Annotated in this window: 15 protein-coding genes and 1 tRNA gene; 10 read left to right on the top strand and 6 right to left on the bottom strand. The window is 67.0% G+C overall.

The window, feature by feature from the left end; translation table 11 throughout:
* Nucleotides 1–10 precede the first annotated feature (10 nt).
* Together O5O54_RS20035 and O5O54_RS20040 are read right to left on the bottom strand one after the other, a co-directional pair.
* A complete protein-coding gene (locus O5O54_RS20035) occupies nucleotides 11–1549 on the bottom strand; it encodes a sugar ABC transporter ATP-binding protein (RefSeq protein WP_279483625.1) in 1539 nt (512 codons plus the stop codon).
* Nucleotides 1546–2199 carry a DUF2291 domain-containing protein gene (locus O5O54_RS20040; RefSeq protein WP_279483626.1) on the bottom strand — a complete coding sequence of 218 codons (654 nt, stop codon included), beginning with the start codon at nucleotides 2197–2199 and terminating at the stop codon, nucleotides 1546–1548. The genes O5O54_RS20035 and O5O54_RS20040 overlap by 4 nt, the downstream gene beginning before the upstream one ends.
* Nucleotides 2200–2502: 303 nt before the next feature.
* Between O5O54_RS20040 and O5O54_RS20045 the strand changes: the two genes are divergently transcribed.
* The 7 genes from O5O54_RS20045 (at nucleotide 2503) to O5O54_RS20075 (ending at nucleotide 11342) form a co-directional block, all read left to right on the top strand.
* Entirely contained in the window at nucleotides 2503–3513 is a 1011-nt protein-coding gene (locus tag O5O54_RS20045) for a sugar-binding transcriptional regulator (protein ID WP_279483649.1), read from the top strand.
* The gene (locus O5O54_RS20050) at nucleotides 3510–5135 is read left to right on the top strand and encodes a carbohydrate kinase (protein WP_279483627.1); all 1626 of its coding nucleotides are present in this window, start codon (nucleotides 3510–3512) and stop codon (nucleotides 5133–5135) included. The genes O5O54_RS20045 and O5O54_RS20050 overlap by 4 nt, the downstream gene beginning before the upstream one ends.
* Nucleotides 5136–5139: 4 nt before the next feature.
* Nucleotides 5140–6654, top strand: a complete 1515-nt coding sequence (locus tag O5O54_RS20055; RefSeq protein ID WP_279483628.1) for a glycerol-3-phosphate dehydrogenase — start codon at nucleotides 5140–5142, stop codon at nucleotides 6652–6654.
* Between the two features lie 11 nt (nucleotides 6655–6665).
* Entirely contained in the window at nucleotides 6666–7598 is a 933-nt protein-coding gene (locus tag O5O54_RS20060) for a sugar phosphate isomerase/epimerase (protein WP_279483629.1), read from the top strand.
* A gap of 590 nt (nucleotides 7599–8188) precedes the next feature.
* Nucleotides 8189–9265 carry a phosphotransferase gene (locus tag O5O54_RS20065; RefSeq protein WP_347814899.1) on the top strand — a complete coding sequence of 359 codons (1077 nt, stop codon included), beginning with the start codon at nucleotides 8189–8191 and terminating at the stop codon, nucleotides 9263–9265.
* 3 nt (nucleotides 9266–9268) lie between these two features.
* Nucleotides 9269–10624 carry an aspartate aminotransferase family protein gene (locus O5O54_RS20070; RefSeq protein ID WP_407061739.1) on the top strand — a complete coding sequence of 452 codons (1356 nt, stop codon included), beginning with the start codon at nucleotides 9269–9271 and terminating at the stop codon, nucleotides 10622–10624.
* 22 nt (nucleotides 10625–10646) lie between these two features.
* Nucleotides 10647–11342: a GntR family transcriptional regulator gene (locus tag O5O54_RS20075; RefSeq protein ID WP_279483630.1), complete on the top strand. Its 696-nt coding sequence runs from the start codon at nucleotides 10647–10649 to the stop codon at nucleotides 11340–11342.
* Here O5O54_RS20075 and O5O54_RS20080 read toward each other — a convergent pair.
* The 3 genes from O5O54_RS20080 to O5O54_RS20090 all read right to left on the bottom strand — a co-directional run bounded on the left by O5O54_RS20080 (nucleotide 11327) and on the right by O5O54_RS20090 (nucleotide 13886).
* Complete coding sequence (locus O5O54_RS20080) at nucleotides 11327–12205, bottom strand: GNAT family N-acetyltransferase (protein WP_279483631.1); 879 nt, start codon at nucleotides 12203–12205, stop codon at nucleotides 11327–11329. The two genes, O5O54_RS20075 and O5O54_RS20080, sit on opposite strands and share 16 nt — an antisense overlap.
* 295 nt (nucleotides 12206–12500) lie before the next feature.
* Nucleotides 12501–13190, bottom strand: a complete 690-nt coding sequence (locus tag O5O54_RS20085) for a haloacid dehalogenase type II (RefSeq protein WP_279483653.1) — start codon at nucleotides 13188–13190, stop codon at nucleotides 12501–12503.
* Between the two features lie 622 nt (nucleotides 13191–13812).
* Nucleotides 13813–13886: transfer RNA gene (locus O5O54_RS20090), tRNA-Gln, on the bottom strand.
* 237 nt (nucleotides 13887–14123) lie between these two features.
* Here O5O54_RS20090 and O5O54_RS20095 point away from each other — a divergent pair.
* Complete coding sequence (locus tag O5O54_RS20095) at nucleotides 14124–15650, top strand: Ppx/GppA phosphatase family protein (RefSeq protein WP_407061740.1); 1527 nt, start codon at nucleotides 14124–14126, stop codon at nucleotides 15648–15650.
* Nucleotides 15650–16393 carry an RlmE family RNA methyltransferase gene (locus O5O54_RS20100; protein ID WP_279483633.1) on the top strand — a complete coding sequence of 248 codons (744 nt, stop codon included), beginning with the start codon at nucleotides 15650–15652 and terminating at the stop codon, nucleotides 16391–16393. The genes O5O54_RS20095 and O5O54_RS20100 overlap by 1 nt, the downstream gene beginning before the upstream one ends.
* Before the next feature lie 4 nt (nucleotides 16394–16397).
* Here the strand turns inward: O5O54_RS20100 and O5O54_RS20105 are convergent, their stop codons facing one another.
* On the bottom strand, nucleotides 16398–17786 hold the full coding sequence (locus O5O54_RS20105) for an MFS transporter (RefSeq protein ID WP_279483634.1): 1389 nt from the start codon (nucleotides 17784–17786) through the stop codon (nucleotides 16398–16400).
* Between the two features lie 134 nt (nucleotides 17787–17920).
* Here O5O54_RS20105 and O5O54_RS20110 point away from each other — a divergent pair, with 134 nt between their 5' ends.
* Entirely contained in the window at nucleotides 17921–18967 is a 1047-nt protein-coding gene (locus tag O5O54_RS20110; protein WP_279483635.1) for an MBL fold metallo-hydrolase, read from the top strand.
* Nucleotides 18968–19076 lie beyond the last annotated feature (109 nt).

Here is a 19076-nt window from a genome sequence, read left to right on the forward strand (position 1 = left end):
GAACTCCGGTTCAGTGGGTCACGGCTTCGCCGGAGGCGGCCATGATCTCTTCCTTGGTGGCGTCGGCGCCGAATTCGGCCGAGATCCGGCCGCGATGCATGACGACGATGCGATGGGCGACGGCGAGGCACTCGCCGACTTCCGACGTCGAATAGACGACGGCAAGTTCCTTGCGGGCGCCCTCGGCGAGCAGCTTGAAGACCTCGGATTTGGCGCCGATGTCGATGCCACGGCTCGGTTCGTCGAGAAGGACGACCCGCGGGTCGGTCGCCAGCATCTTGCCGATTACGACCTTCTGCTGGTTGCCGCCCGACAGCGATCCGATCGGGGCGCCGCCGCCGTCTGTCTTGATGTGCACATCTCGGATCGCCTCCGAAACGATCTCGCGTTCGCGTCGCTTCGAGGTGAAGAGGCCGCGCGTGAAGGAGCCGATGGAGGCCAGCGACAGGTTCTCCCCCACGCTCATGGTCTGGACCAGGCCATCGCGCTGGCGGTCTTCGGGCACCAGCACGAGGCCGCATGCGATGCGCTGGGCGATGGACAAGCCCGCAAGGTCCTCGCCGTCGAGGAGGACCCGGCCGCCGCTCGGGCGAAGGCGCCCGGCAACCGTCTCCATCATCTCGGTGCGCCCGGCGCCCATCAGGCCGTAGATGCAGACGATCTCGCCGGCGCGCACGTCGAGCGAGAAGCCGTCCACCACCGAACGGTCCGGCCGCGCGGCGTCGGGGACGCTCAAGGCTTCGATGCTGAGGACCACCTCGCCGAAGTCGTATCCGGTCGGCGGCGAGCCGAGGTCGTAGTTGTCGCCCACCATGTTGCGGACGATCCATTCGAGATCGATCGCGGCCCGCGGCGCATAGGCCGTCATGGTACCGTCGCGCAGGACCACCGCATGGTCGGTGATCTGGAGCGCCTCCTCCAGATGGTGCGAGATGTAGACGATCGAGACGCCGCGGCTCTTCAGATCGCGGATCACCTTGAACAGGACCTCCACCTCCGTGGCGCTCAGCGCGGAGGTCGGTTCGTCCATGATCAGGATGCGGGAGTTGACCGACAGGGCGCGCGCGATCTCGACGATCTGCTGCTGCCCGAGGCGGAGCTCCTCGACCGGGGTCAGCGGATCGATGTCCTCTTCCAGTTCCTCCATCAGCAGCCGGGTGAGGCGCTCTTCCTCCGCGAAGTCGACGCCCCCGGCCGCGCCCGTGATCTCGCGGCCCATGAAGATGTTGTCGCGCACCGAGAGGTTGGGCGCGAGCGACAGTTCCTGGTGGATGATCGAGATGCCGCCGCGGTCGCGTGCGTCGGTGGACGAGGAGAAGGCGACGGGCTCGCCGTCCAGAACGATCTCGCCCGACGTCGGGCGCACGACGCCCGACAGGATCTTCATCAGCGTCGACTTGCCCGCCCCGTTCTCGCCGAACAGGGTCGTCACCTGGCCCTTGTGGACATCGAAGTTGACGCCCTTCAATGCGTGGACGTTGCCATAGGACTTGGCGACGTTGCGCGCGGACAGGACGACCTCGTCTCGGGCGGCCCCGGCGTGGCTCATTGCACGCTCATGGCGACGGGCGTCACCATCCAGTTCTTTGGATTCACCAGGCGGAACACGCCGGTGACGGTGATCGTCTTGCCGGTCAGCGCCGTGTTGTCGATCCCGGCGAGGACGTCCTTCTTCATCTGGTCGTTGATGGCCGCGCCGGCGTTCTGGTACTCGATCTGGTTCTTGAACTGGCCGAAGGCGATGGTACCCGTCGCGTCGCGCAGATCCGTGCCGTTGATGGCCGGCCCGGTCTGGACGCGCACGGTTGTCTCGGCCGGCATGCCGGGCACGGACACCTTGTAGACGCCCGATTTGCCTTCGCCGACCATGCCGGTGAACGTCACCGGGAAGACCGGTCCGGTTCCGCCGGAGACACCGTATTTTTCCGTCGCCGCAGCCTTGTCGGCCGCCAGCTCCGAGGAGAGCTGGGCAGCGTCCACGGCTCGCGCCTCTACGCTCTCGCGGATTTCGGGAAAGGCGCTGGCCCCGAAGGTCTCGGGCGAGAACACCTCGGCCTGAACGTCGTGCTCGCCGCCGATCGTGACGATGCGCGTGTCATAGGCCATGGCCGCGACGAGCGCCACGCCGAGCACCGCGACGATCAGCGGTGCCCGCGAGGCGCCCTTGCGGCGCGATGGCCGTTGAGCCTGCAGGGTCATCGAACTCTCCTTCTCCGGTCCGGCCGAACGAGGCTGGAGATCAGCGAGAGGAAGCCGCGCGACGACGCACAGCGGCTTGCCGCGGCTGGTCGAGACGGACGTTCCATCCCCTGTCGCACCGTTCGTCCTCCCTGATGTCCCGCCGCGACGCTCCTCCGTCGCGATGCCGGGAGACGGCCGAGCATCCGCCGCCGTCGACACGGGAAGATTTATTGACACCCGAGCGACAAATGCAATAGTTTTCTCGCACTGAAAAATTTTGCATTGCAGCGGACGAGGCGGGGAGGGCCGGTGCGTATGTCGATGAGGCGCGACGCCGACGAGAGCCTCGCCATCCGGGCTGCATGGCTTCATTACGCCGCCGGAATGACGCAAGGGGAGGTGGCCCAAAAGCTCGGCGTATCCTCCACCAAGGCGCACCGGCTCATCGCCTGGGCCTACCAGAACGGCGCCGTGAAGGTGTCGGTGGTCGGCAGCATCGCCGAATGCGTCGCGCTGGAAGGTGCGATTCGCGAAACCTTCGGCCTCCTGGTCTGCGAAGTCGTGCCCGACCTTCACGAGGATGGCGGCATGCCGCTGCGCGCGCTCGGCGGTGCGGGCGCTGCCTTTCTGGAGCGGGAGATCGAGGCGGGCGCCGGCGGGGTGCTGGGCATCGGATTCGGCCGCACGCTCGCCGCCGCCGTCACGGCGATGACGCCGACCGTCTCGGGCGCAATGCGCTTCGTCTCGCTGATGGGCGGCCTGACCCGCAACTTCGCGGCCAATCCGCACGACGTGATCCACAGGTTGGCCGAGCGCACCGGCGCGCTGGCCTATGTCATGCCGATCCCCTTCGTCGCCAATTCGCCGGCCGACCGGGACGTGCTCCTGTCGCAGCGTGGCGTCGACGAGATCTTCCGCCTCGCCTGCCATGCCGACCTGATGCTGATGGGCATCGGCACGGCCGAGGTGGATGCCCAGCTCGTCGGCTCGGGCATGATCCTTCCGGGCGAGATCGAGGAGGTCCGGCGCGGCGGTGGCGTCGGCGAGATGCTGGGCCACTTTCTGGACGAGACCGGGGCCCCCGTCGAGACGCCGCTCACCGGGCGCACCGTTTCGCCGGCCCTGGACGACATCCGGGGGCGCCGAGCGGTCGCGATCGCCGGAGGACAAGGGAAGGTCGCGGCGATCCGCGCGGTGCTGCGCAGCGGCGTTTTGACGGGTCTCATCACGGACGAGCGAACCGCGCGCGAGCTGATGGGTGCCCCGGGGGTTGATGGAGGAGGCGATGGGGGAAGGGGCGTCGGCACGTTCGAAACTGGGAGGCGCGCGTGACTGATGGCAAGGAGATCCTGATCGGAATCGATGCAGGAACGTCGGTGATCAAGGCGGTCGCCTTCGATCTCGCCGGCCGCCAGCTCGGAACCGCCGCCGTCGTCAACACCTATCGCGAGGAGCCGGACGGCTCGGCTGTCCAGTCTATGGAGCGCACCTGGACCGACTGCGCGAAGGCGCTACGCGAGCTCGGACAGGTGGTCGAGAACCTCGCCCACCGTACCGCCGCCGTCGCCGTGACGGGGCAGGGCGACGGCACCTGGCTCGTCGGCGCCGGCAACCGGCCGGTCGGCGACGCCTGGCTCTGGCTCGACGCCCGCTCGGCTCCGGCGGTGCGGCGTTTGTGGCGGGGGGCGCTGGAGCGCACCCGCTTCGAGCGCACCGGCACCGGTCTCAACACCTGCCAGCAGGGCGCGCAGCTCGCCCACATGGCGACCGAGCACCCGGAGCTGATCGATCGTGCGGAGGCCGCGCTCCACTGCAAGGACTGGCTCTACCTCTGCCTCACCGGCGTGCGGGCGACCGATCCGTCGGAGGCGAGCTTCACCTTCGGCAACTTCCGCGACCGCGCCTACGACGACACGGTGATCGAGGCCCTTGGCCTTTCGACGCGCCGCCATCTTCTGCCGCCAATCCTCGACGGCACGAAGGTGACCCATCCGCTGAACCGCGAGGCGGCAGAAGCGACGGGCCTAATGGAAGGCACGCCGGTCTCGCTCGGGTATGTCGACATGGTGATGACGGCGCTAGGCGCCGGCGTCTATGCACGCGAACCGGGCGTCGCCTGTTCGACGATCGGCTCGACCGGCGTCCACATGCGCGCCGTGCGGTCCGAAGACGTGGTCCTGAACGCGGAAGGGACGGGCTACGTCATCGCCTTGCCGATCCCCGGCATCGTGACGCAGGTCCAGACCAACATGGCCGCGACGCTGAATATCGATTGGGTGCTGGGCCTTGCCGGCGACCTTCTGGCCGAGTTCGGCGAACGGCCGGCGAAGGGCGATCTCGTCGGGCGCATCGAGGGCTGGCTCGCGCGATCCGAGCCCGGCGCCATACTCTACCACCCCTACATCTCGGCCGGCGAGCGCGGCCCCTTCATCGACCCCGACGCGCGGGCCGGCTTCGTCGGTCTGTCGAGCGGCCACCGCTATCCCGATCTCGTGCGGGCGGTGGTCGATGGCATCGCGATGGCCGCCCGCGACTGCTACGCCGCCATGGGCGACATGCCGCGTGAGTTGCGCCTGACCGGTGGCGCCGCCCGTTCGCACGCGCTGCGCTCGGTGCTGGCGGCGACCACGGGCGCGAGCGTCCGTGCCTCGGCGCGAGAGGAGGCGGGCGCGGCCGGCGCGGCCATGATGGCCGCCGTCGCAATCAAGGCCTTTCCGACGATGGACGCCTGCATCGAAACCTGGGTGACGCCGCTTCTCGGTGCGCCCGAAGCCCCGGAACCGGGGCTCGCCCGGCGCTACGTCGGCGTCTTCGACGGCTATCGGACGGCCCGCCAGGGCCTCGCGCCGGTCTGGAATCACATGGCGGCGCTGCGCTCGCGCGACGTTCGCCTCGACGCGGGTCCCGAGCCCGCCGAGCTGGCGATCGCCGCCGGCCCCGAGACGAGGAACTGAAACGATGAGCGAGACGAAGACTGTCGACGTGCTGGTGGTCGGCGGCGGCATCAACGGCGTCGGCATCGCGCGCGACGCGGCGGGCCGCGGCCTCTCGGTCGTGTTGTGCGAGAAGGACGATTTGGCCGAGGGCACCTCGTCGCGCTCCGGCAAGCTCGTCCACGGCGGCCTTCGCTATCTCGAATACTACGAGTTCCGTCTGGTGCGCGAGGCGCTGATCGAACGCGAGGTGCTGCTCCGCTCCGCCAGCCACATCATCTGGCCGATGCGCTTCGTGCTGCCCCATTCGCCGGAAGACCGGCCGGCCTGGCTCGTGCGCCTCGGGCTCTTCCTCTACGACCATCTTGGCGGGCGCAAGAAGCTGCCCGGCACCCGCACGCTGGACCTCCTGCGAGACCCGGAAGGGGCGCCGATCCTCGACAAGTACCACAAGGGCTTCGAATATTCCGACTGCTGGGTGGACGACGCCCGCCTCGTGACGCTGAACGCCGTGGATGCCGCCGAGCGCGGCGCCGAGGTGCTGACGCGCACCGCCTGCACCAGCGCGCGGCGCGAGGGCGATGTCTGGGCCGTCGAGCTGCGCGACGAGGCGACTGGTGGGACACGTCGCCTCCATGCGCGCTGCATCGTCAACGCGGCCGGCCCGTGGGTCAACGACATGGTCGGGCGCGTGGCGGGCCGCAACTCGCGGCGCAACGTGCGCCTCGTGAAGGGCAGCCATATCATCGTGCCGAAGTTCTGGCGCGGCGAGCACGCCTATCTCGTCCAGAACACCGACAAGCGCGTGATCTTCATCAACCCCTACGAGGGCGACAAGGCGCTGATCGGCACCACCGACATCGCCTACGAGGGCCGGGCCGAGGACGTGACCGCCGACGAGAGCGAGATCGCCTACCTCTTGGCCGCGGTGAACCGCTACTTCAAGGAGAAGCTGCGGCGCGAAGACGTGCTGGAGACCTTCTCCGGCGTGCGTCCGCTCTTCGACGACGGCAAGGGCAACCCTTCGGCGGTCACGCGAGACTACTCGTTCGATCTCGACGAGGACGGCGGCGCGCCCATGCTCAACATCTACGGCGGCAAGATCACCACCTTCCGCGAACTCGCCGAGCACGCGATCGAGAAGATCGGAAAGTTCTTTCCCGCGATGGGAAAGGCCTGGACGGGCGACGCGACCCTGCCCGGCGGCGACATCCAGGACGCCGACTTCATCCAGTTCTGCGAGGACATGCGCAGCCGCTATCCCTGGATGGGTCGCGAGATGATCCATCGGTTCGGCCGCCTATACGGCACACGGATGCAGGCGATCATCGGCTCGGCGACCTCGCTGGAAGGGCTCGGCCGGCGCTTCGGGAGGCGCCTGTTCGAGGCGGAGGTGCGCTACCTCGTCGCCCACGAATGGGCCGAGCGGCCGCAGGACATCCTCTGGCGCCGCACCAAGGAGGGCCTCCACATGACCCCGGCCGAGCGCGCCGAGTTCGCCGAGTGGTTCGAGAGCGCCGAGCTCCGCCGCGCCGCCTGAAGGACGATCCGATGCCCCTGACGCTCTCTCTGAACACCAACCCACTCGTGAACCGCTTCGCCGACCCGGACGACCTGATCGACACGGTCGCGCGGGATCTGAGGATTCGCGACCTTCAGCTCACACACGAGTTCATCAATCCGTCCTGGCCTGCGCCGGTCATCCGTCGCCTGACCCGGCAGATGGAAGCCGCCCTCCGGCGCACGGGTGTGCGTGTCACGAGCGGCATGACCGGCCCCTACGGCCGGCTGAACCATTTCGGCCATCCCGACCGCGACGTGCGCCGCTACTATGTCGACTGGTTCAAGACCTTCGCCGACATCGTGGCCGATCTCGGCGGCACGTCGATCGGCACGCAGTTCGCGATCTTCACCTATCGCGACTTCGACGATCCGGCGCGGCGCGAGGAACTGATCCGCATCGCGGTGGACTGCTGGGCGGAGGTCGCCGAACACGCGCAGGCGGCGGGCCTCCGATACGTCTTCTGGGAACCGATGAGCATCGGCCGCGAGTTCGGCGAGACCATCGCCGAATGCCTGAAGCTGCAGGACCGGCTGACCCGCGCGAATATGGCCGTGCCGATGTGGATGATGGCCGACATCGACCACGGCGACGTGACGAGCGCCGACCCCGACGACTTCGACCCCTATGCCTGGGCGCGCGCGGTGCCGAAGGTCTCGCCGATCATCCACATCAAGCAGAGCCTGATGGACAAGGGCGGGCACCGCCCCTTCACCGCCGAGTTCAACGCCAAGGGCCGCATCCAGCCGGAGCCGCTGCTCACCGCGCTGGCCGAGGGCGGGGCAACGGACAACGAGATCTGCCTGGAGCTATCCTTCAAGGAGCGCGAGCCGAACGACCGGCAGGTGATCTCCCAGATCGCCGAGTCGATCGCCTTCTGGGCTCCCCATATCGACACGGGTGCGAACGCGCTGCGCGTTTGATCGAGGGCGCCGGCGCCTGCGCCGGCCTCTGCATCGGCCTGGATTTGCCTGCTAATTTCGCCCGCCATCGTTTGCGCTTCGCCGGTCGTTGGACCGGTTTTCGGACAGCCGTGCCCGCTTGTTGCAACGAGATCGGGCTCGGCGTCCGCCTCCGGTCCTTTCGCTTCGCATGTCGCGACCGACGCCTCGTCGCGGCTCTGCCCAGTTTGCCGGCCGGCCGTGGAGGATGTCACCACCGTGTCCTCGCGCCGCACGAATTACGTGCGCGGTCGCATTTTGCCGGGATTTCCGGGTCCAAGACGCCCGGACTTGCTGACGCATCCGCATGTCAGTGGATCCAGAAATTGTTGCACAATTTTGGGATCGCCGGCTTGGCATTTGACGCTCTTGCTCTACCGCTGCGCACTTCCTCTCCTTTCAGATGGGGTGAACAGCAACCAAACCGTGTCGGATCACGCGGTGGCGAATCAGATATCCGCAGCGTTCATCGACAAGCGGAAAATATTGTTGCACAATAATCGTAGGGAATCGGTTGCGGCGGAGTTGCCGCTCCGTATGAGCTGACTGGGCCGTCGCCAACGGGAACCGCAATGCTTTCGAAGATCCAGGCACTCAGCGACCTGTCATCGCCATGCGCACGGGTATCCACGATGGAGGCCTGCGCCCACGCGCTTGAACTGTACGGCATTCAGGCGCAATCGACACGGTTCGCGACGGAGAAGGACGACACGTTCCGTTTGGACGCGGCCGACGGCGGTCAGTATGTCTTGAAAATCGCCCATCCGTCCGAAGCCTACCGGGAACTCGATCTTCAGGTCGCGATCCTGCGGCATCTCGAGACCGTCGCTCCCGATCTGCCTGTCCCCCGCGCGTTTCCGGATAGGAGAGGAGCGGCAATTCCCGAGATCGAGACCCGAAGTGGCGAGCGGCGACGCGTCCGTCTGATGTCGTTCCTCCCCGGCACGCCTCTCGATTCGGCCTCGTCTTCGCGCGAGCAGAGGCATCGGATCGGGGCGCTGTCGGCGCGGCTTCGCCTTGCCCTCGCCGATTTCGGCCATCCTGCGGACACCCGCTTCGTCGCCTGGGACGTTCAGAACCTGGGAAGCCTCGCCGAGCTACTGCCCTACGTGACGGACGCGACGCATCGTGGCTACGTCGCGCGCGCTCTGTCGCTCTTCGACGACATCCGCCCGAAGCTGGAGCGCTGCCGGCGTCAGGTTCTTCACAACGACATGAACACGTCCAACCTCGTCGTCGATTCTGCGGATCCCGACATCGTCAGCGGCGTGATCGACTTCGGCGACGCGGTGAAGACGGCGATCGCGATCGATGTCTCGACGACGTTGATGAACCAGATGCCGAAAGGCCTGGCGGCCGGTGACGGAATCGATCCCTTCGAGGCTCCGCGAGATGTTGTCTCGGGCTATCTCAGGCATGCGGACCTGACCGAGGACGAGCTTGCGCTCATCCCGTTCCTGGCCCTCGGACGGCAGGCGACGCGCGCGCTTTTGACCTCATGGCGCGCCAGCCTGTTCCCGGACAACGCTCCCTACATCCTGCGCAACACGCAGGCAGGCTGGAGACATCTCGCCTGGTTTCATTCCCTTTCCCCGCAGCAGATCGGCGACCTGCTGCTGGCGTTTCGACCCTCCTACAGAGGAAGCTGACCGATGAGTGCCGTTCCCAAGGGCTTTCGCGGCGACATGCCGAACGGGTTCAATCCGAACGACGTTTCTCGGTTGGATGCCGAAGCGCTCGCCCACATCGATAGGAGGCGCCGCCTTCTCGGGCCCGCCTACCGATTGTTCTACCAGCAGCCGGTGGAGATATCCCGCGCGAAGGGCGTCCATCTCTATGACCGGGACGGAAACGCCTACCTGGACGCGTACAACAACGTCGTCTCGCTGGGGCATTCCCATCCGCGCGTGGTGGCGGCGATCCAGCGTCAGGTCGAGACGCTCTGCACGCATACGCGCTACATGCAGGACGGCTTGCTCGACTATGCCGAGACGCTGCTCTCCACCTTCGACGGCGTGCTCGGTGCAACCGGCTGCGCCATGTTTACCTGCACCGGCTCGGAGGCGAACGACCTCGCCCTGAGGATCGCGCGTCATCATACGGGGCGCACCGGCGTCATCGTCACGGCCGAAGCCTATCACGGCAATTCGGGCGCGGTGGCCGGCATCTCTCCTTCGCTCGGCCGCAAGTCGACGCTCGACCCGTTCACGCGTCTCGTGTCGGCGCCCGATTCCTACCGTGTGCCGCTGGCCGAGATCGGTCCGCGCATGGCGGCCGAAGTCGCGGCGCAGATCAACAATCTCGAGCGCCACGGTGACGGACTCGCGGCTTTCATCGCGGACTCCGTGTTTTCGTCCGATGGTCTGTATGTCGATCCTCTGGACGTTCTCGCGCCGGTCGCCGATGTGGTGCGAAAGGCTGGCGGCCTGTTCATCGCGGACGAGGTCCAGTCGGGCTTCGGGCGTACCGGTAGCCATCTCTGGGGCCATGCACGACATGGGGTGGATCCCGATATCGTTACCATGGGCAAGCCGATGGGGAACGGCTACCCGGTGGCCGGTCTCGTCGTGCGCTCGGAGGTCGTCGCGAGCTTCGGAGAGAGCATGCGGTACTTCAACACGTTCGGTGGCAACACGGTCGCGATCGCGGCCGCCCGTGCGACACTGGATACGATCCGCGACGAAAATCTGATGGCCAACGCCGTTTCGGTCGGATCCATGATCCTCGACGGTCTGCGAGATATCGCGACCCGCTACGAGGCGATCGGCGACGTGCGTGGCAGCGGTCTTTATTTCGGTGTCGAAGTGGTCAAGGACCGCGCCACCAAGGAGCCCGACATGGATACGGCGCTTGCCGCCGTGAACAGGCTGCGCGAACGGCGCATCCTGATCTCCGCGACCGGTGCGGACGCGCATATCCTCAAGATCCGCCCCCCGCTCGTCTTCGGGCGAGAGGACGCCGAACGGCTCCTCGAGGGGGTCGAGGCGACCTTCGCAAGCTTGGCCTGATGCGCCCCGCAGAAGGGCTGGTATGGACGACGAGCGAGGCAGGCGAGTGCTGGCGGAGATCCTGGAAGAGCAAAGCGCAGCATCGGCGATCGATACGGTCGCGGCCGGGCTTCGTCGTCGTATTCTGAACGGCGACTTCCGGCCGGGCGAATTTCTCCGCGATGTGAGAATGGCGGAAGAAGCCGGGACGTCCCGGCACACGTTCCGGGCCGCGGCGCGACTTCTGGTGTCGCAGGGTCTGCTGCGTCAGATCCCGAACCGAGGCTTTTGCGTCCCCAGCTTCGGACCGGACGACATCGTCGACATCACGCGCTTGCGAGGCGTTCTGGAGAGCGAGGCGGTGCGCATGATCGTGCTGATCGGCGCCATTCCGCCCAAAGCCGTCGAAGCGGTGCGCTTCATGCGCGAGGCCCAGGACGGCGAGGAGCGCTCCCTGCTCGTTGCTGCGGATCGCGACTTCCACCGTGCGCTCGTCGAAGCCAGCGGAAGTCCTCGGCTCCGTGCGAGCTATCATGTACTGGAAAGCGAAATCGAACTCCTCCTGACTCAGCGCCAGTCCTTCTACACCGATCCGGCGCAGATGGCGGAGGAGCACGAGCGACTCATCGACAGCCTCCGCAGCCGGCACCACAAGACGGCGCAGGCCGCCTTCATGGAGCACTGGGCCGATCTGGAATCGAAGCTGCTTCAGCCTGCGGCGAATCAGGACAAGGCATGACCCGCCAGGCCGTAAACCCATGGTTCACCCGGCTGGTGGTTCAGGAACCGTCCGCCACGGGACATCGTGGTCATCGTGTCGTAGTGCTTGAAACCGCTTTGCAGGAGAAGGTCGACGAATACGCCCTTCGGCTCGCGTGTATCGATCCGGGCGAAACGACCTACCAGACCCCTCAGGTGGGATGCGGCCAGATGCACGGCATCCCCGTCGCTTCTGGCAACGATCGGGCCGATGACGTGCCCCTGGCCGAACTCCCGGCAGATCGCGTAGCCGATCAACTCACCGTCCCGTTCGAGACCGTTGATCTCTGCCTTTTCCGCCAGGAGAGCCAGCATCTCGCGGCGGTCTGCGCCGAAGGCTCGGACATCGAGGGACGCCAGCCGATCGAGGGGCGGGTTCGTGAGGTGGGTGACTTCCCCCTCGACGGGAGGAAGGGGAGGGGGGCACGCATCCACTATGCCCTGATACTGGAAGACCCGTGCCTCGGTTTCGAAATCCAGCGAGGAGTAGAGACGGAAGGCCGCGCGCGTCGAGTTCAGGACCAGCCGCTTTCCGCCGCATTGCTCGAACACCTGCTTCATCAACCAGCGCGCCGTACCTTTGGCCTGTGTGCGCGGCGTCGTCACGACCAGACCGACGGTCACGAGAGCGTCGCCTTGCTCAAACCACATCGCGCTGCCGAACACGCGGCCGATCCCGTCGACGGCCACGATGCCGCGACCGGCGCGAATCAGGAACTCGAGGTCTTCCCGACGGTGGGGCCAACCGACGGCCAGTGTCAGGGTATTCAGCAGGCCCACATCGACATCACGCATGTCTAAGGCCGTCAATTCGAAGGACTGCACTTGGATCGATGGCTGCATCTGGATTGGTTCGCCTCAGGTGAAGCGCCCGCTTGCCGGCCGCCCAGGACATAGAAATAGCCGACCCTATCGAAGGAGGGAGTTCCCCGCCACAATTCAGACAGCCGCATCCGCGGCTTCGGCCGACCGATGTCGTCGATTGCCGGACGCGGATCGCTCCCAGGTCGACCGTCATCAGGACACGACTTCCGGTGGCCGCTTCGCAGCCAGACAAACCTTCTCCAGTCGCTCGCGACGAGTGCGGCAGGGGCAGTTCCCTTGCCCCTGCCTCAAGACCGGCGTTATAGCCTGCCTGTCATGCGATCTTGCGCATCGGCTCGAGGCCCAAGGCGCCGGCCAAGCCGCCGATGTTCTTGATCTCGGTGTACTCGTAATAGGGGTTTGCCGGCTCGTGGCCGCGGTTGACCCAGACCTTGCTCTTGATGCCCATGTCGTAGGCCGTCATCAGGTCGTAGCGGAACGACGAGGACACGTGCGTGATGTCTTCCGGCCCGCAGCCCAGTTTGTCGAGCATGTACTCGAAACCGCGCATCAGCGGCTTGTAGGTTCCCGCTTCCTCGGCCGTGATCACCATATGGAATGGCGCGCCGAGTTTCTCGACGTTCGACATGATGAGGCTGTTCATCGAGTTCGACAGGATCACCAGGGGGATTTCCCTTGCGACCTTGGCGAGGCCCTCCGGCACGTCCGCATGTGGTCCCCAGGTCGGCACTTCGTCATAGATGCGTTGCGCGTCTTCCGGCCGAAACGGCACGCCGTTGCGCCGACAGGTCCGCTCGACCGCATTGAAGACGACGTCGATGTAGGGTTTCCATGCTCCCAGGACCTCGTCCAGCCGATAGGCAGAGAAGTCCTTGATGAACTGGCTCATGACCTCCGGCGAGAGCCGCTCGCCGTAAACGCGCCTTGCAGCGCCCGCCATGTCGAAATTTGTGAGCGTTCCATAGCAATCGAACGTCACGTACTTGGGCCTGAATGTCGACATCTTGCCGTTCCCGTCATCTCTGGCGACACGACGTGTCGCGACAAGCGACATCGTAGTCGTCGGACTGCGGTACGATGCACTGTCGACGCTTGGCCTCGAAGCAGATCATTGCGATTAGGCCGGCATATTTGGCAGCGCTCGTTCGAGCCCGCGGCGAGGGCGGGTTTCCGACGTGAGCGGATCCGAAAGGTACGAGACCCGGACGCTCGTGCTCCAGTGGCACGAGGCGAACTCACGAGGGTCGGCCCGGCGCGTGAAGTTTCGATGCGACGGCCCGAACCGAGGACAAGGCGGTTCCACGGTCGATCAGCTCGGTGCAAAGCAGTGTGTGGAAGCCCGCTTCGCCAGCCTTCATATCCTGGAGCCGACCGTGGGCTAGGTTCTTCTGTGAGAGCCCTCCTCGGAAACGTGCAAACTCCCGTTGCCTCTTGGACGTTATCGCCCGGGGGCAAGTCTCAAAGCTCTTGAAGCGCGTTGAGATTTGAAAGGCGGGCCGTATTCAATGTCGGGCAGTCGCCTTTCCAAAGCCAAGCTCACCGGCTGACCCCGAAAGGCTCGTAAACCAGAACGGCACGCGGCACTCGCTCAAGAGAGACTGAAGGCAAGGCCTGGAAAAAAGAAATGGCTGGGGGACCTGGATTCGAACCAAGACTAACGGAGTCAGAGTCCGCTGTTCTACCCTTAAACTATCCCCCAGCAGGGGTCCCGCTCTCGCGAGGAGGAGCGAAGCCTTCCAGGCCTCGTTCCGTGAGCGGCGAGATAAGGGATTCGCGCGCACGCGTCAACCGCCTTTGCGAAACTTGAGTGACGCCTTGGGGCTTTGGGGCGAAAGCATGTCGATCCCCGCGGATTTCGTGGAAGCTTGGGGTGGCGGCTTGTGCATTGTGGCCGGTCGGCTACACTCTGGGCAACGTCATTGACCTCTCAAGGGTCATGGAGCGCCTTCGCGGCCGGCTCCGGAGAAGAAATGTGATCCATGAACAACAAGGCCGAGCAACAGTCAGGCATCTAGGGAGTGATCTAGCGGCCGTTCTCGGCAGGACCCCGGCGGACGAGACGCCCAAGCCCGGCGAAAGCGTCCAGCCCAAGCGCGGCGACCAGCGCGCCGCTGCCGAAACGGGCGTGCCGGCGGGCAAGCTGTCCAAGCGGCAGCGCCGCCGTCGGCGCAAGGGACCGTCCGTCGGCCATGCCGACCCCGTGGCCAAGGTGCTGAGCGACCTGCCGCCGGGCCTGAGTGCCAAAGTGAGCGAAGCCGAACGCGCGCTTCGTGCGCGCTCGGGCTCGGAAGCGGTGCCGCCCGCCGCCAAGGGCAGGCGGCGGCGTCGCGGCCGCGGGCGCGGCCGTGCGGGTGCTTCCGGCACCGCTGCGCCGGCCGTGCATACGCCGGCCGTGGCCGCGCCGTCCGCCGCGCGTCCCGCCCCCTTGCGTCAGGCAGGCGAGCCTGGCCGCCAGCCGACCTATGCAGCGCTGGACCTCGGCACCAACAATTGCCGCCTGCTGATCGCCGTGCCGACGCGCCCCGGCCAGTTCCGGGTGATCGACGCCTTTTCGCGCATCGTGCGGCTCGGCGAAGGGCTCGGGCGCACCGGAAGCTTGGCTGCCGGCGCGATGGACCGCGCCGTGGCGGCACTGGAAATCTGCAGCCAGAAGTTGTCGGCGCGCGAGATCTCGGGCGCACGTCTGATCGCCACCGAAGCCTGCCGCTCGGCCGCCAACGGGGCGGAGTTCATCGAACGCGTCCAGCGTGACACGGGCCTCTCGCTCGAGATCGTCACGCGCGAGACGGAGGCCCGGCTCGCCGTGTCGGGCTGCGGCTCGCTGGTGGACCGCTCGGCCAAGGGCGCGGTGCTCTTCGATATCGGCGGCGGCTCCACGGAGATCGCGCTTCTCGACCTGCGCCGCGGGGCGAGCCGGCGCCTGTCCAACCACATCGTCGCCTGGACCTCGCTTCCCGTCGGCGTCGTGACGCTGGCCGAGCGCCATGGCGGGCGCGACGTGCCGCCCGAAGTGTTCGAGCGGATGATCCGCGAGGTGGAGGAAATGATCGCCCGCTTCCCCGGCGCGAACAAGCTCGCCGACCTCGTCGGGGGCGAGGGGTTCCATCTCCTCGGCACGTCCGGCACGGTGACGACGCTGGCCGGCGTCCAGCTGGAGCTCGAGCGCTACGACCGGCGCCAGGTTGACGGGCTGTGGCTCGCCGCGCCCGACATCGACCGCCTTGTCGGCCGGATCGCCGGGTGGAGCTTCGAGGAACGCGTCGCCAATCCCTGCATCGGCTCGGAGCGGGCGGACCTGGTGCTGGCCGGCTGCGCCATTCTGGAGGCGATCCGCCGCGTCTGGCCAGCCAAGACCCTGCGCGTCGCCGATCGCGGCCTGCGCGAGGGGCTGCTTACGGAAATGATGGTGGCCGACGGCGTCTGGCGACGTCCGGCACCGACGAGTGCAAGGCAGACGGTCTGATGGCGAGTTCGGGACGGGGCGACGACCGGGGCCTCGCGGTCCGGGTCAAGAAGAAGCGCGGCCTGAAGGCGTCGTCGCGCGAGTGGCTGCAGCGCCAGTTGAACGACCCCTATGTCCGGCGGTCCAAGCTCGACGGCTACCGCTCGCGCGCGGCCTACAAGCTCACCGAGATCGACGATCGCTACAAGCTTCTGCAGAAGGGCATGCGCATCGTCGACCTCGGCGCGGCGCCGGGCGGCTGGTGCCAGATCGCGGTGGAGCGCACGGCGAACTCGGCCGCAGAGGCGCATGTCGTCGGCATCGACTACCTGCCCGTCGATCCGATCCCCGGGGCGACGATCCTGGAACTCGACTTTCTCGACGAAAGCGCCCCCGATCGCCTGATCGAGGCGCTGGGCGGCGACCCCGACATCGTGATGTCCGACATGGCGGCGCCCACGACCGGCCACCGCAGGACGGACCATCTGCGCACCATGCACCTGTGCGAGGTGGCGGCCGACTTCGCCATTCGCACCCTGAAGCCCGGCGGCCACTTCCTGACCAAGACCTTCCAGGGCGGGACGGAAGGCGAGCTCCTGGCCATGCTGAAGAAGAACTTCCGCACGGTTCACCACGTGAAGCCGCCGGCTTCGCGCGAAGGGTCGGTCGAGCTCTACCTTCTCGCCAAGGGCTTCAAGGGCCGCCGCGCCGAGGCGGAGACCGACGACCGCGAGGCCGACGAGGAGGCCGGCCCGCTCGGCTGAGCGCTCACTCGGCCGGCAAGCGCCGGCCGGCCAGCTCCGCCCCCGCCTCGCGCGACAGGCGCATGAAGGGAATGGCGGCGAGCATGGTGACGAGGCCGACGGCGAGGAAGGCCACAGAGAAGTCGGCCAACGTCGCATGGCCTGTCCCGTTGAGGACGATGCCGGCCTCGAGGATGCCGCCGGCCGTCGCCACGCCGCCTGCGATCGCGATCTGCTGGAAGGCCGCCAGCATGGAGGTCGCGTCGCCCGAGCGGTTGTGCGGCACGTCGGCGAAGGCGATCGTGTTGGTGCCGGTGAAGAACATCGATCGGAAGAAGCCGCCGACCAGCATCAGCGCGATCAGGACGGCGATCGGGACGGCCGGCCGGTAGAAGGCGATGGCCGCGATCAGCGCGCCGCCGATCAGCGCCGAGACCACCAGCGTCGGGCGGAAGCCGTAGCGTTTCAGGATCGGCTTGATCAGCGCCTTCGTGGTCATCGCGCCGCCGATCGACACGGCGCTGATGAGGCCCGACTGGAAGGCCGAGTAGCCGAAGCCGAGCTGCAGCATCAGCGGGAACAGGAAGGGCGTCGCGCCCGCACCGATGCGGAACAGGGAGCCGCCGACGACGGAGGCGCGCAAGGTCGCGATGCGCAGGAGGTCGAGCCGCACGACCGGCTGCTCCGTGCAGCGCGAATGCCGGATGTAGAGGAGTGCGAAGACGGCGCCGACCAGTGTCGTCGCAACGCCGACGACGGGCGGCAGCGCGGGCAGCGAGACCACGGACAGGCCGAACACGACGCCGGCGCAGGCAAGGCCCGAGAGCATGAAGCCCGTCCAATCGAAATGGACGTCGCGGATCGGCTCGACCTCGGGCAGGTAGCGTTGCGCGAGGCCCATGCCGACGATGCCGACGGGAATGTTGATGAAGAAGATCCAGCGCCAGTCGGCATAGGTGGCGATGGCGCCGCCGAGCGGCGGCCCGATCAGCGGCCCGACAAGGGCCGGCATGGTGAACCAGGCCATGGCGCTGACGAGGTCGGAGCGCGGCACGGCGCGCACCAGAAGGAGCCGGCCGACCGGTGTCATCATCGCGCCGCCCATGCCTTGCACGAAGCGGGCGATCACGAAGCCTTCGAGCGAGGTAGCGAAGCCGCAGGCCAGCGAGCCCGCCAGGAACACGGCGATCGCCATCTGGAACACCGGCTTGGCGCCGAACCGATCGGCCATACGGCCGGAGATCGGAATGAAGACGGCGAGCGCGACATAATAGCTCGTGAGCGCCAGCTTGAGGGCGATGGGGCTCGTTCCGATGTCCCGCGCGATGGTCGCCAGCGAGGTCGCGATCACCGTGGAGTCGATGTTCTCCATGAAGAGGGCGACGGCGAGGACGAGCGGGACGATGCGCTTCACGGCGGGGGAACCAGCGGCAGGAGGACGGGGTTTCCAGCGGGATATAAGCCGGACTTACGGGCCAGGCTATAGCGTCCACCTTACGCAGCGCGAACCGGGCGCCGCCCGGCCTTGTGAAACAGGACCTCCGGCCCATGTTCACGTTTGTCGTCCGTCCCAAGATCGAACGTGAGGTGGCCCCGATGCCCGACGCCTTTGAAGTCAACCGCCGCAACGCCCTGCTCCTGGCCGCCGGCGGGGTCGCAGGAACGATGGCGCCGCGCGCGGCCGCCGCACAAGGTTCGACCATGGAAGCCACCAGCGATACCCATCCGCTCGCGCCCGGCTGGCGCCGGTTCATGATCGGCGACGCCGAGGTCACGGTGATCCTCGACGGCATCCGGCCGGGCGAGGGGCCGTTCCCGACCTTCGGCGAGGATCAGAGCCAGGAGACAGTCGGCGCGCTGATGGAGGAGAACTTCCTGCCGGCCCAGCGCTTCGCCAACTTCTTCCAGCCGGTGGTGATCCGCCTTGGCGAGGAGCTGATCCTCGTCGACACCGGGATGGGCGCCAACGGCCGCGCCAACGGCATGGGTCTCCTGACCCAGCGCATGGGGGCGGCGGGGCTCAAGCCCGGCGACGTGACGCTGGTGGTGCTGACCCATCTCCACGGCGACCATATCGGCGGCCTGATGGAAGGCGGTGTGCCCGTCTTCTCCAACGCGCGCTATGCGGTCGGCCGGACAGAGATGGAGTTCTGGACCTCGGACGACGCGAAGAACGGCCCGCGTGCCGAAAACGCCAAGGCGGTGGAGGCGACCGTCGTGCCCCTCCAGGACAAGACCACGCTGCTCGGCGACGGAGACGAGGTCGTTCCCGGCATGACCGCTCGCGCCGCCTTCGGCCACACGCCGGGCATGATGGCTTTCGAGGTGTCGTCGGCCGGCGAGCGCCTGTTCCTGATGGCCGACACGTTCAGCCATTTCATCGTCTCGTTCCAGCGGCCGGACTGGCAGGTCCGCTTCGACCAGGACAAGACCGCAGCGGCCGAGACCCGGCGCCGCTTCGCCGGGATGCTGGCCGACGCCAAGGTGCCGCTCCTCGGCTACCACCTGCCGTTCCCCGGCCTCGGCTATGTCGAGCGGGACGGCGACGCCTTTCGCTTCGTGCCGGAGACCTATCAGCTTCTGGCGGACGGCTGAGCCGAGCCGCTTCGGCTTTCCTTCGGCGGGCCTCCATGCTACGAGCCCGTGCCAATCCTAGACACGCCGGCGCTCCCCACGGGGCGCCTGCTTTCATTTCAAGGGACTG

The sequence above is a fragment of the Aureimonas sp. SK2 genome (assembly GCF_029813115.1).
In the GTDB taxonomy this organism is placed as follows: domain Bacteria; phylum Pseudomonadota; class Alphaproteobacteria; order Rhizobiales; family Rhizobiaceae; genus Aureimonas.

Bases quoted from the DNA above. Each gene is read 5' to 3' on its own strand.
- O5O54_RS20035 (WP_279483625.1), bottom strand. From the start codon at position 1,549: ATGAGCCACGCCGGGGCCGCCCGAGACGAGGTCGTCCTGTCCGCGCGC.
- O5O54_RS20040 (WP_279483626.1), bottom strand. From the start codon at position 2,199: ATGACCCTGCAGGCTCAACGGCCATCGCGCCGCAAGGGCGCCTCGCGG.
- O5O54_RS20045 (WP_279483649.1), top strand. From the start codon at position 2,503: ATGAGGCGCGACGCCGACGAGAGCCTCGCCATCCGGGCTGCATGGCTT.
- O5O54_RS20055 (WP_279483628.1), top strand. From the start codon at position 5,140: ATGAGCGAGACGAAGACTGTCGACGTGCTGGTGGTCGGCGGCGGCATC.
- O5O54_RS20060 (WP_279483629.1), top strand. From the start codon at position 6,666: ATGCCCCTGACGCTCTCTCTGAACACCAACCCACTCGTGAACCGCTTC.
- O5O54_RS20065 (WP_347814899.1), top strand. From the start codon at position 8,189: ATGCTTTCGAAGATCCAGGCACTCAGCGACCTGTCATCGCCATGCGCA.
- O5O54_RS20070 (WP_407061739.1), top strand. From the start codon at position 9,269: ATGAGTGCCGTTCCCAAGGGCTTTCGCGGCGACATGCCGAACGGGTTC.
- O5O54_RS20075 (WP_279483630.1), top strand. From the start codon at position 10,647: ATGGACGACGAGCGAGGCAGGCGAGTGCTGGCGGAGATCCTGGAAGAG.
- O5O54_RS20080 (WP_279483631.1), bottom strand. From the start codon at position 12,205: ATGCAGCCATCGATCCAAGTGCAGTCCTTCGAATTGACGGCCTTAGAC.
- O5O54_RS20085 (WP_279483653.1), bottom strand. From the start codon at position 13,190: ATGTCGACATTCAGGCCCAAGTACGTGACGTTCGATTGCTATGGAACG.
- O5O54_RS20095 (WP_407061740.1), top strand. From the start codon at position 14,124: ATGGAGCGCCTTCGCGGCCGGCTCCGGAGAAGAAATGTGATCCATGAA.
- O5O54_RS20100 (WP_279483633.1), top strand. From the start codon at position 15,650: ATGGCGAGTTCGGGACGGGGCGACGACCGGGGCCTCGCGGTCCGGGTC.
- O5O54_RS20110 (WP_279483635.1), top strand. From the start codon at position 17,921: ATGTTCACGTTTGTCGTCCGTCCCAAGATCGAACGTGAGGTGGCCCCG.